The organism is Salipiger sp. ABF4_146, assembly GCF_056161345.1.
In genome coordinates, this window is sequence record NZ_JBSWYX010000002.1 from 239260 (window position 1) to 252216 (window position 12957).

At 69.0% G+C, this 12957-nt stretch carries 8 protein-coding genes; 7 read left to right on the forward strand and 1 reads right to left on the reverse strand.

The window, feature by feature from the left end; translation table 11 throughout:
- Positions 1–3: 3 nt before the first annotated feature.
- Positions 4–744 (reverse strand): SIMPL domain-containing protein, encoded by a 741-nt coding sequence (locus ACXAJT_RS03915; protein WP_475233192.1) that lies wholly within the window; start codon positions 742–744, stop codon positions 4–6.
- Between the two features lie 167 nt (positions 745–911).
- Between ACXAJT_RS03915 and ACXAJT_RS03920 the strand changes: the two genes are divergently transcribed.
- The 7 genes from ACXAJT_RS03920 to glmM all read left to right on the forward strand — a co-directional run bounded on the left by ACXAJT_RS03920 (position 912) and on the right by glmM (position 12957).
- On the forward strand, positions 912–3680 hold the full coding sequence (locus ACXAJT_RS03920) for a hypothetical protein (protein ID WP_475233193.1): 2769 nt from the start codon (positions 912–914) through the stop codon (positions 3678–3680).
- Positions 3681–3787: 107 nt separating this feature from the next.
- Positions 3788–6031, forward strand: coding sequence for a glycine--tRNA ligase subunit beta (glyS, locus tag ACXAJT_RS03925; protein ID WP_475233194.1), 2244 nt, complete (start codon positions 3788–3790; stop codon positions 6029–6031).
- Between the two features lie 125 nt (positions 6032–6156).
- Positions 6157–8721 (forward strand): putative PEP-binding protein, encoded by a 2565-nt coding sequence (locus ACXAJT_RS03930; RefSeq protein WP_475233195.1) that lies wholly within the window; start codon positions 6157–6159, stop codon positions 8719–8721.
- Positions 8722–8885: 164 nt separating this feature from the next.
- On the forward strand, positions 8886–9521 hold the full coding sequence (locus ACXAJT_RS03935) for a cell wall hydrolase (RefSeq protein WP_475233196.1): 636 nt from the start codon (positions 8886–8888) through the stop codon (positions 9519–9521).
- A 95-nt stretch (positions 9522–9616) separates the two neighbouring features.
- A complete protein-coding gene (locus ACXAJT_RS03940; RefSeq protein WP_475233197.1) occupies positions 9617–10558 on the forward strand; it encodes a dihydroneopterin aldolase in 942 nt (313 codons plus the stop codon).
- Between the two features lie 51 nt (positions 10559–10609).
- The gene (gene folP / locus ACXAJT_RS03945) at positions 10610–11614 is read left to right on the forward strand and encodes a dihydropteroate synthase (protein WP_475233198.1); all 1005 of its coding nucleotides are present in this window, start codon (positions 10610–10612) and stop codon (positions 11612–11614) included.
- On the forward strand, positions 11611–12957 hold the full coding sequence (glmM, locus tag ACXAJT_RS03950; RefSeq protein WP_475233199.1) for a phosphoglucosamine mutase: 1347 nt from the start codon (positions 11611–11613) through the stop codon (positions 12955–12957). The genes folP and glmM overlap by 4 nt, the downstream gene beginning before the upstream one ends.

The window sequence follows — 12957 nt, forward strand, 5'->3', positions numbered from 1 at the left end:
TCGTTACTCGGCCGCCTCGCCAAGCTCGAAGACCATGGTGACCCGTGTGCTCAGCACCGTCTCTCCCGCCGCAACGGGCACCGAGGAGGCGCGCGCCATCTCCATCATCGGCGCCGGGGCCTGCCCGCCGCCACCGGCCTCGGCGATCGAGACCACCGGCCCGAGGCTCAGCCCCGCCGCATCGGCCAGCACGCGGGCTTTGTCCATGGCGTCTTCCACCGCGGCGCGGCGGGCCTGTTCCATCACCGGCTTGGGATCCTGCAGACCGAAGCTCAGGCCCGAAAGCTGGTTGGCCCCGTCGCCCAGCACCGCCCCCAGAACGTCGCCGAGCCGGTCGAGATCACGCACCCGCACGGACAGCTGGTTGCCCGCCTCGAAGCCGCTGATGGTGCGCGGCGTGCCATCGTTGCCGCCCGACCAGAGCGGGCGCAGCGAGATGTCCGAGCTTTGCCGGTCGCGCGCCTCGATGCCCATTTCGTCGAGTCGGGAGATCAGCGCCCCGGCAACCTCCGAGGCTTCGTTCATCGCCGCATCCGCCTTGGCGTTCTGCGCGGTGATGCCAAGGCTCACCCGGGCCATATCGGGCGCTGCGGCCGCTTCGCCCTCGCCGGTGACGGTGATCCGCGGCGCGGGCGCCTCTTGCGCTTTGGCCAGCGCCGGGGCGGCCAGCGCGAGGCACGTCGCGGCCACCAGCGCCAGCGAAGATCCGACCGGTGTCTTAACGGAGCGCGAAACTCTGCGCATGGGAACATCCTTTCACTTGAAGTTCGCCTCACAATGTCGGTATCGCGGGGCCTCGCGGCAAGTCCCGGCAGCGCCCGGTTCTTTCGCTGAGCGAAGACCTGCTGTAGGATGAGGGCAAGGAGCCCAGAGACTCCCATGGCTCCAAGAGCAGTGCTAGAGACCCGCGCATGGTACCAGATTTCGCGCTTTCGCTTTCCTCCGAGGGCCTGACCCTGCTGCGCCGACAGGCCGGCGGCTGGCGGCCCCTGTCCGAGGCCCCGTTCTCGGCCGGGGCCTTCGACGGGCTGCGCGCCCGCGCGTTGGAGGATGACCCGGCGGGAACGCAGGTGGCGGTCTTCCTGCCCAACGATCAGGTGCGCTATATCGAGTTGCCCGATCCCGGCGACAGCCAGTCGGCACGCCGCGCCGCGCTGCAGGTGGCGCTGGACGGGGCGACGCCCTATCCGGTGGCCGAACTGGTGCTCGACTGGTCGATCTCGGGCACCACGCTGCTGGGCGCCGCGGTGGCGCGCGAGACGATGGACGAGGCCGAGGCATTCCTGCGCGAGCGCGGCTTCGAGCCGGTGATGTTCGCCGCGATCCCACCGTCGGGCACGTTCCGCGGCACCGCCTTTTTTGGCCCCGCCGGGACATGGACCGGCACCGCGCCCGAGCGCCCGGCCAAGGTGATCTTGCTGGCCCCGGCCCCGCAGGAACAGGCCGCCACCGACGTCCCCGTCCCAGAGACCCCGGCAGAGACCTCGGCAGAGGAAACGCCCGCCGTTGCGCCAGCGCCGCCCGCCGGCGGCGCGACACCGCCCATGGCCGAGCCCGAAACGCCGGAAGATGCGCCTACTACGCGGCCCGAAGCGGAAGCGCCCGGCGCAGCGGCTGACCTCTCCGAGCCAGCCGCCCCGGCCTTTCCCGAAGCCCCCGCGCCGGTGCCCGAGACCGCAGAGAGCCCCGTGCGTCCAGCGGTCAGCGCCCCGACAGCAGCCCCTGCCGCCGTCTCTGGCGCGGCAAGTTTCAGCAGCGTGCGCGCCAGCCGCAGCGCCGTGCCGCCCGCCCCCGAGGCCGCACCGCGGCTGACCATGGGGCGCGACCGCAGCGAAACACCCGCTGCCACGCCGGGCGCCAAGGACCTGCGCGCCGCGGCGGTGCCGGATCCCGCCGCACCCGCGAGCACCGAAGCCGAAAGCGCCGCGCCAGCGCAGAAGCGCAAAGGCTTTGGCTTTGGCAAGCGCCGCGACGCTGCGACGGCGCGCGGCAAGAGCGCGCCCGACGCGCCCGACGCGCCCGACGTGGCATCCCCTGCGCCCACGCCAGAGGCCAAAACCCGCACGCGCCCGGCCTTTGCCCCGATCAAGACACCCCCCAGAACACCCGCGGAGCCGCAGACCGGCTCGGAGACGACGCAGGGGGTCAAGCAGATCACCCCCCGTCCGCCGGTGTCGCACCCGGTCCATCCTGCAGGCGTCACGCCGGTGTCGGGGCCAGCACGGGTGGCGGCGCTGCAGCGCGAGGCAGGCCAGTCGGAGCAGGCCGCGACCGCGCGCCGCGCCGCCAGTTCGCTCAGCCCCCAGCAAGAGCGCGACCGGATGACCGTCTTCGGCGCGCGCAGCAGCCAGCGCGTCGGCGGCAAACCGCGGTTTCTCGGGCTGATCCTGACGCTGCTTCTGCTGCTGGCGCTGGCCGCCGTCGCGGCATGGGCTTCGGTGTTCCTCAAGGAAGACATTGCGCGCTTCTTTGCGCCGGGTGAGCCTCCTGCCGAAGCCCTCGCCGCCCCCGCCGAAGCCTTGGTGGCCGAAGCGCCCGAGAGCGCTGCGGCAGCCGAAGAAGAAGCAACGGATACCGAACTTGCTGCGCTGGAATTGCCGCCAGCCGCGAGCGAGGGGCTGGAGAACGCGCCACTCGCCACGCCTTCTGGGCCTTCTGGCGGGCGCCTCAGCGCCGATGATGCCGCCGCACGCTACGCCGTCGACGGCATCTGGCAGCGCGCGCCCAATGCGCCGAACCGCCCGCCGCTCACCGATGCCGAAGATGTCTATGTCGCCTCGATCGACCCGGACGTGCAGCAGTTCGACGCCGTTGCCCTGCCAGATCTCGACGCCGCGCCGCGGGAAGATCTGACGCTGCAGCCGGTGCGCCTGCCGCCCGGTCCGGGCGTGCGCTTCGATCTCGACGCACGCGGGCTGGTGCGGGCAACGCCCGAGGGCACCGTTTCGCCCGATGGGGTGCGGATCTTCACCGGCCTGCCGCCGCAGACCCCGCCATTGCGCGACCCCGATCCCGCCGATGCCTCCGACACGCAGCCCGCGGCAGGTGACCCGCCGCAGGACGAGGCCGACGCCAGCGCCGACGCGGCGGAGTCCGAGGCCGCGCCCGAGACCGAAGAAACGGCGGCTCCGGCGCTTGCGCAAGACGCCGACCCGGCGCTTCAGAACTTCCGCCCGCTGCGCCGGCCCGGCGATCTTATCGAACAGACCGAGCGCGCGGTTCTTGGCGGCGTCTCGCTGGCCGAGCTTGAGCAGATGCGGCCACAGATGCGCCCGCTGACGCCGCAGGAAGAGGCCGCCGCGCTGGACCTTCCGGCCACCGAACAGGCGATCGGCGCCTCGCTGACCCCGCTGCCGCGCCCGCGCACGATGGAGAGCATCGTCGAGGATGCCCAGCAGCAGGCGGCGCAAATTCCCGCCGGGCCGCGCGTGCCGCAGAACGCCAGTGTCTCGGACAACGCCACGCAGCAGCACCAGATCGATCTGCGGGACGTCACGCTGATTGGCATCTACGGATCGGACTCGGACCGCCGCGCGCTGGTGCGCCTGCCCTCGGGCCGCTATCAGAAAGTGCAGGTGGGCGATCGGGTCGACGGTGGCCGCATTGCGGCGATCGACGACGACGAACTGCGCTACGTCAAATCGGGGCGCAACATCGTGCTGAGAATGCCGCGCAGCTGACCCGCAGCGCCTGCGCGGGGCAAAGCCCGCAGGAGTTTCCCGCAAACGGCTGGACGCCAGCGTCTTTGGGGTCTATCCCCGCAGGCGAAATTTATCCTGGTGAGACCATGCCCGACCTGCTGATCGAACTCTTTTCCGAAGAAATCCCGGCCCGGATGCAATCGCGTGCCGCCGAGGACCTGAAGAAGCTCGTCACCGACGGTCTGGTCGAGGCCGGTCTGACCTACGCTGGTGCCGCTGCTTTCTCGACCCCACGCCGCCTGACGCTGACCGTTCAGGGCCTGCTGGCCGCCTCGCCCGCCACCCGCGAAGAGCGCCGTGGCCCGAAGGTCGATGCGCCCGAAAAGGCCATCGAGGGCTTTCTGCGCGGCGCCGGGGTGACCCGCGAACAATGCGAAGAGCGCGAGGACAAGAAGGGCCGCGTGCTGTTTGCGATCATTGAAAAGCCGGGCCGTCCGGCGGCCGAGATCGTCGCAGAGGTGCTGGAAAAGACCGTCCGCAACTTCCCGTGGCCGAAGTCCATGCGCTGGGGCGCGGGCTCGCTGCGCTGGGTGCGTCCGCTGCATTCGATCCTGTGCCTGCTGACCGACGAGCAGGGCGCCGAAGTGGTGCCGCTGGAGATCGACGGCATCACGGCGGGCAACACCACCCGCGGCCACCGCTTCATGGGGCCGGATACCTTTGAGGTCAGCTCGTTCGACGACTACGAGGCCAAGCTTAAGCGCGCCAAGGTGGTGTTGAACCCCGCCGAGCGCGCCGACACCATCTGGCATGACGCCACCAACCGCGCGTTCGCCGCCGGGCTGGAGGTGGTCGAGGACCGCGGCCTGCTGTCCGAAGTGGCCGGGCTGGTGGAATGGCCGGTGGTGCTGATGGGCGAGATCGGCGAAGAGTTCCTGCAGCTGCCGCCCGAGGTGCTGCAGACCTCGATGAAGGAACACCAGAAGTTCTTCTCGGTGAAAAACACCGCCTCGGGGCAGATCGAGCGCTTTGTCACCGTCGCCAACATCGAGACCGCCGACGATGGCGCGACCATCCTTGCGGGCAACCAGAAGGTTCTGTCGGCGCGCCTGTCGGACGCCAAGTTCTTCTGGGAAAACGACCTGCGCGTGGCCAAATCCGAAGGGCTGACCGCATGGACGGGCCGTCTGGGCAATGTGACCTTCCACAACAAGCTGGGCAGCCAGAAAGACCGCATCGGCCGCATCGCCGCGCTGGCGGCGGAACTGGCCCCTGCCGTGGGCGCCGACGCCGCGCTGTCGCAGCAGGCCGCCACCGTGGCCAAGGCCGATCTGTCGTCCGAGATGGTCTATGAGTTCCCCGAACTGCAGGGCCTGATGGGCCGCTACTACGCCGAAGCCGCGCAGCTGCCCGCCGAAGTGGCCGCCGCCTGCGAAGAGCATTACTCGCCGCTTGGCCCGTCGGATGACGTGCCGACCGCGCCGGTGTCGGTGTCGGTGGCGCTGGCCGACAAGCTCGACACGCTGACCGGCTTCTGGGCGATCGACGAGAAGCCCACCGGCTCGAAAGACCCCTTCGCGCTGCGCCGCGCGGCGCTTGGGGTGATCCGTCTGGTGCTGAACAACGGCCTGCGCCTGCCGCTGGACCGCTACATTGACGCGCAGATCGTGCGCCAGAAGGCGCATCTGCACGCCGAGGCCGAAGAGGCGGATCTGCAGGCGCTCGACACGCTGATCGACGAGATCGCCGATCACGGCGTCTTTGGTGCGGCGTTCAAGGCGGTGCTGGGCAAGTTCGAAGATGCGGCCCCCGCCCAAGAAGGCTCAGTGCTGCGCAAGGTCGGATCGCAAGTACCCGATCTTTCGGATGACCTGCTGGCGTTCTTCCACGACCGTCTGAAGGTGCACCTTAAAGGTGAGGGCATCCGCCACGACGTGATCGACGCGGTGCTGGCGATGCCCGGCTCGGACGATCTGCTGCTGGTGGTAAAACGCGCCGAGGCGCTGGGGGCCTTCCTTGGCACCGACGACGGCGAGAACCTCGTGCAAGGCTTCAAGCGCGCCAACAACATCCTGACGCAGGCCGAAGACAAGGACGGCGTCGAATACAGCTTCGGCGCGGACCCCAAGTTCGCCGAGAGCGACGAGGAGAAGGCGCTTTTCGCCGCGCTCGACAAGGCCGAGGCCGAGATCAAGCCGGCGATGCAGGCCGAGGATTTCGGCGCGGCGATGGGCGCGATGGCGGACCTGCGCGCCCCGATCGACGCGTTCTTTGAGGCGGTGCAGGTGAACTCGGACAATCAGGTGGTGCGCCGCAACCGTCTGAATCTGCTGTCGCGCATTCGCCAGATTTGTCTGCAGGTCGCCGATCTGAGCCGGGTCGAGGGCTGAGCCCCTGCCCCAAAGGCGCGCTTGCGTTGCCGTAACGTCCCGTCATCCGGGCCACGCCGTAAAAGATGTTAGGGCGTGGCCCCTTTTCCGGGCTATTCTGCACTGCAGAGTAACAGGGGCCTGTCATGCCCGACACATTCCGACCCGACACGCAGGCCGATGACCCGCATGTCACGCTGATCACCCCTTCGGCGCCGATCGCGACGCCGAGCCATGGCGGCCGGGCGAAATGCCTGCAGCGGCTGGTGCGGCTCGACCTGCCGGTGCCGCGCACCGTGGCGCTGAGCTTCGACACCGTGCATCGCATCGCGCAGGGTGAGGTGCCGCCGCCCGACCTGATCCTTGGCCAGTTTGCGCCGGGCACGCTGCTGTGCGTGCGCCCCTCGTCCGAAGACCCCGATTGGGGCGGGCCGGGCTCGGTGCTGAACATCGGCATGAACGATGCCACCTACGTGGAATATTCCGACAGCATCGGCGCCGAGGCGGCCTCGGCGCTCTACATGCGGTTCGTGGTCAGCTACGCGATCCATGTGGCGCGGCTCGACCCGGATGTGTTCGAAGAGATCGAGACCACCGGCCAGCAGGGCCTGTCGGACGCGCTGCGCGCCTATGAGGAAGAGGCCGAAGAGCCTTTCCCGCAAGACCCGGCGGTGCAACTGACCGCCGTGCTGCGCACAATGGCGCGGGCGTGGGAAGGCACCACCGCGCGACTGCTGCGGCAGGCCAAGGGCGCGCCGATGGACGCCGGGCTTGGGCTGATCGTGCAGGAGATGGCGCTGGGGCTGGGCGCGGGCGAATGCGGCTCGGGCGTTTTGCAACTGGTCAACTCCGACACCGGGCTGCCGCAGATCACCGGGCGCTACCTGCACCAGAGCCAAGGCCGCGAGGCGCTGCACAACGAAGGCGAGGCGCTGTTTCTGGAGCGCGATCCGCGGGGCCCCTCGCTGGAGGAACTGGCGCCGGAGGCGTTCGAGCAACTCAAGAGCCACGCCCGGCTGATGCGCCAGCGCCTGCGCGCCGAGATGCAGATCGAGTTCACGCTGGAAAACGGCCGGGTGCACATCCTTGACGGGGTGCGGGTGAAACGCTCGCCTCGCGCCGCGCTGCGCATCGCCGTGCAACTGGCCGAGGACCGCATCATTTCGCGCGAAGAGGCGCTTAATCGGGTCGAGCCGCGCGGGCTGTCGGAGCTGCTGCACCGGCAGGTTTCCCCCGAGGCAGAGCGCGACGTGATCGGGCGCGGGGTTGCCGCCGCGCCCGGCGCTGCTACCGGCAAGATCGTGTTCAATGCCGCCGAGGCGCAGGCCTCTGCCGCGCGCGGCGAGCCCTGCATCCTCGTCCGGCGCGAAACCTCCCCCGAGGACGTGCGCGGCATGCATGTGGCCGCCGCCGTGCTGACCGAGCGCGGCGGAATGACCAGCCATGCGGCGGTGATCGGCCGTGGCCTTGGCCTGCCGTCGGTGGTGGGCGCCGCGAACATGGGCTTTCGGCTGAATGACAAGGTGCTGATTTCGCAAGACGGACGCCGCTTCCGCGAGGGCGATGTCATCACAATCGACGGCTCTTCGGGTCAGGTGCTGGCGGGCGCGCCGCAGATGGTCGAGGCGGCGCTGGACGACGCCTTCCATACGTTCATGTCATGGGCCGACGAGGCGCGCGACATCGGCATTCGCGCCAATGCCGACACGCCCGCCGATGCCGCCACGGCGCGCAACTTCGCGGCGCAGGGGATCGGCCTGTGCCGGACCGAGCATATGTTCTTCGAAGCGGATCGCATCACGCCGATGCGCGAGATGATCTTTGCCGACAGCCCCGAAGACCGGAAGGCCGCGCTGGCCCGGCTTCTGCCGATGCAACGCGCGGATTTCACAGAGCTTTTCCGGATCATGGAAGGCATGCCCGTGTGCATCCGCCTGTTCGATCCGCCGCTGCACGAGTTCCTGCCGACCGACCGCGCCGGGCTGCGCGATCTGGCCGAGGCGCTGGACCTGCCGGTCAGCGACGTGACGCGGCGGGTGGAATCGATGGGCGAATACAACCCGATGCTGGGGATGCGCGGCGTGCGGCTCGGCATCGCGGTGCCCGAGATCTACGATATGCAGGCCCGCGCTATTTTCGAGGCGACGCTGGATGCGTCGAAAGACGGCGCGCCGGTGGAGCCCGAGATCATGCTGCCGCTGGTGTCGGCGATGAAAGAGGTGGAACTGGTCAAGACCCGCATCGACGCCGTGGCCGCCGCCGTGCGCAACGAGCGCGGACGCGATTTCGACTACTCGCTTGGCGTCATGGTCGAGACCCCGCGCGCCTGCCTGCGCGCCGACGAGATCGCCCAGCATGCCGACTTCATGTCCTTCGGCACCAACGACCTGACGCAGATGACCTATGGCCTGTCGCGCGATGACGCCGGGCGCTTCATGTCGCACTACGTGCAGCAAGGCGTCTTTGCCGAGGACCCGTTCCACCGGCTCGACCCCGAGGGCGTGGGCGAGTTGATCCGCGTCGGAGTGGAGCGTGGTAGACACGGTAACGGGGGAATCATGCTGTCCATTTGCGGCGAGCATGGCGGCGACCCTGATTCGATTGCATTCTGCAGAGAGGCGGGCATCGACTACGTCAGCTGCTCTCCGTTCCGGGTTCCGGTGGCGCGACTTGCTGCCGCACAGCTCGCGATCAAACACAAGATCGGGTAGGTTTTGCCCGATTTTCGCCCTAAATAGGCCGTTTCCCTCGAAAGGTTACGGCACCCATACTTTTGTGTGACTCCATCCGGCTGGACCATTAGGCGACATTTTTGTAAATCGCCCCAGATTTCGGCAACCCAGCGTTAGCCTCCCCCGAGATGTGAGACCTCAAAATGTTTCGTGCCATCGCGATCGCCATCGCCGCTATCTACGCGGCCCTGCCCGCTCGTGCTGACATTCAGCATGATAGTATCCGTCACCTCGTTAAACTCGAGCAGAGCGCACTTCGTTCCGCGAATTCTTCGCATCTGCGCAATCTGATCACCCCGGTCTCTGCCGGTGCGGTGAAAGGGCTGACCTACGACCGCCGCTGGCTTGAGGCGCAGCCCAAGGCCACAGGTGGCGCGCAGTTCCAGTGCCTCGCCGAAGCGCTCTACTTCGAAGCCCGTGGCGAGAGCCTGCAAGGCCAGTTCGCCGTGGCCGAGGTGATCATGAACCGGGTCGACAGTCCGCGCTTTCCCGGCTCGATCTGCGGCGTGGTCAATCAGGGCACCGGACGTCTGCACGCCTGCCAGTTCTCTTACACCTGCGACGGGCGTCCCGAGCATGTGAACGAGAAAGGCGCTTGGGAAGAGGTCGCCAAGGTCGCCAAGGCGGTGATGAGCGGCGCGCCGCGCGTGCTGACCAAGGGCGCCACATTCTACCACACTCGCGCCGTGCGCCCCAGCTGGGCCCGCAAGTTCACCAAGACCGCCAGCATCGGCGCGCATTACTTCTATCACGGCGGATACCGCATCAGCTCGAACTGAGCGACGCTTTTGAGCCCCGCGACGGCGTTCGCGGGGTCGCCCTTGGGGAAAGCCCCTGCTAGAGAGGCGGCACTTTTGCATCCGGAGCCGCCCTCATGGCCGACGAAATCCGCCTCGCCTTCGCCCACCCCGACGAACGTGCCATCGCCACCGCCGATGAGACGCCGCGCGACCGCATCTCGCTGCGCGACCATGTGGTCGAGGTCGAGATCGGCGCCTTTCAGGCCGAGCGTGGCCATCCGCAGCGCGTGCGGTTCAACGTCGTGGTCGAAGTTGCGCCGGTGAACGATCTGGGCCGCGGCCCGCTGGAAGACGACGTCGACCGCATCCTTTCCTACGACAAGGTGACCGAGGCCATCGCCGCCGAACTTGAGGCGGAGCGGCTGAACCTGCTGGAGACGCTGGCCGAGCGCATCGCAGAGCGCATCCTGCTGGAGCCGCAGGCGCTGCGGGTCTTCGTGCGCATCGAGAAGCTGGACCGCGGCCCCGGCGCGCTGGGGGTGGAGATCGTCCGCGCCCGCGACGGCGAGCCGGTGGGCTCGGCGCAGGACGCGGCGCGCGAGCGCCCGCACCCGCGGGTCGTCTACCTGTCCAATGCCGCCATCGCCGATGCCGCGCTCTCGGGCTGGCTCGATCAGGCCGAGGCGATGGGCGCGCCGGTGATCCTCTGCGTCGGGCTCCCCGAAGGCCTGCGCCCGCAGGCCGGCCATCCGCTGGCGCAGCGACGGATCGACCTGCTGGCCATCGAACAGAACGCATGGACCCTCGCCGCGCGCGACCCGCGCGCCAAGGTGGTCGCCACCCGCACCGAACTCGACTGGGCGATGAAGAACGGCCAAAGCTGCATCTGGGCGCCTTCGAAGATCGTGCTCGACACCCCCGCCGGACACCACGCCCACCCCGAGGATCCGGTCGAACTCGCCGCATGGTTCGCCGGCCTGATGGAAGCGCGCGAACTGGTGATGATCGGCGAAGAGCCGCCCGCCGATGTGACCGTGCCCGCGCGTTCTGTAACACTTGGAAATCCTACGCTCTGAGCGCGCCGCGCCCGGCTTGCCAAGCCGCGGCGCATCGGGCACAGCACTAGGATGACTGCCCGTTACCGACCGCTCGTCCAGACCGCCTCTCCCCGCCCCGAGGGCGCCCTGCCGCTGGCAGGCGGCCCGCATTGGTTCACCCATTGCGCCCGGCATGCCCGCGCAGAGCCGGTGACGGTGATCCCCGCCGCCGACGTGCCGCAGGACGCGCTGGCCCGGCTCACCGCCCCGCGCGAGCCGGTGGCGGGCCTGTCGATGCAGGGGTGCCGGATCATGGGCATCCTCAACGTCACGCCCGACAGCTTCTCGGATGGCGGCACCGACGCCTCGGCCGAGGCCTCGATCGCGCGCGCCCGCCAGATGCTGGCCGATGGCGCCGATATCCTCGACATCGGCGGCGAGAGCACCCGCCCCGGCGCCGCCGAAGTCCCTGCGGAGGAAGAAATCGCCCGCGTGGTGCCGGTGACCGCCGCGCTGAAGGGCGTGCCGATCTCGGTCGACACCCGCAAGGCCGCCGTTGCCCGCGCCGCCGCCGAGGCTGGCGCAACGCTGATCAACGATGTCTCCGGCCTCGTCTTCGACCCCGAGATGACAGATTTCTGCGCTGCCGCCCGCCTGCCCGTCTGCGTCATGCACATGCGCGGCACGCCTGAAACGATGAGCGGCGAGACCGATTACGAGGACGTGCTGCTCGACGTCTACGATTTCCTCGAAACGCAGATCCACGCGCTCGAACACGCCGGGCTGCCGCGCGACAAGATCATCGTCGATCCCGGCATCGGCTTTGCCAAGACGCTGGAGCAGAACCTCGCGCTGCTGAACGGGCTGTCGCTGCTGCATGGGCTGGGCTGCGCCATCCTGCTGGGCGTGTCGCGCAAGGGCTTCATCGGCAAGCTCTCGGGCGAGAGTGAGGCCGCGAACCGCTTCCCCGGGTCCATCGCCGTGGCGCTTGCCGGCGCGGCGCAGGGGGCCCAGATCATCCGTGTGCACGACGTGCCGCAAACCCGTCAGGCGCTGACGCTCTGGCAGGCTGTCGAAGAAGGAGGCTCCCAATGAGTCGCAAACTGTTCGGAACAGATGGGGTGCGCGGCACCGCCAACATGCACCCGATGACCGCCGAGATGGCGCTGGCCATCGGCGCCGCCGCCGGGCGCTACTTCCGCCGCGAGGCGGGCGGCACGCACCGGGTGGTGATCGGCAAGGACACGCGCCTGTCGGGCTATATGTTCGAGACCGCGCTGACCGCGGGCCTCACCTCCACCGGCATGTCGGTGCTGCTGCTCGGCCCGGTGCCGACGCCCGCCGTGGGGCTGCTGACGCCCTCGATGCGCGCCGATGTGGGCATCATGATCTCGGCCTCGCACAATCCGGCGCATGACAATGGCATCAAGTTCTTCGGCCCCGACGGCTTCAAGCTGTCGGACGAGGCCGAGAGCGAGATCGAGGCGCTGGTCGCCTCCGGCGTCGAGCCCGCGCAGGCTGGCAACATCGGCCGTGCCAAGCGCATCGACGACGGCCGCTTCCGCTATCAAGAACGGGTGAAATCAAGCTTCCCGCACGGCATGCGGCTCGACGGCATGAAGGTGGTGATCGATTGCGCCAATGGCGCCGCCTACCGCGCCGCGCCCGAGGTGCTGTGGGAACTGGGCGCCGAGGTGATCCCGGTGGGCACCCATCCCAACGGGCTCAACATCAACGATCAATGCGGCTCGACCAAGCCGCAGACCGCCGCCGAGACCGTGGTGGCGCATGGCGCCGACGTCGGCATCTGCCTCGACGGCGACGCCGACCGGGTGATCCTCATCGACGAGACCGGCACCGTGGCCGACGGCGATCAGATCATGGCGCTGATGGCCGGCCGCTGGGCCGAGGAAGACCGGCTCGCCGGCGGCACGCTGGTCGCCACGGTGATGTCGAACCTCGGGCTCGAGCGCTACCTCGGCGATCGCGGGCTGACACTGGCGCGCACCAAGGTGGGCGACCGCTATGTGGTCGAGAAGATGCGCGCGCAGGGCTTCAACCTCGGCGGCGAGCAGTCGGGCCACATCGTGATGACCGATTTCGCCACCACCGGCGACGGGCTGATGGCCGGGCTGCAGTTCCTCGCCGAAATGGTGCGCACCGGCCAGCCGGCCAGCCGCCTCGCGCGCAACTTCGAGCCGGTCCCGCAGCTGTTGAAGAACGTGCGCTTCGGCGCCGGTCAGACACCGCTGGAGACCGCCAGCGTGCAGGGCGCCATCGCCGAGGCCGAGGCCACGCTCTCGGGCCGCGGTCGCCTGCTGATCCGCAAATCCGGCACAGAGCCGCTGATCCGGGTCATGGCCGAATGCGAGGACGAGACGCTGCTCAGCCAAGTGGTCGACGGCATCGTCGCCGAGGTGCAGGCCGCCGCTGGCTGA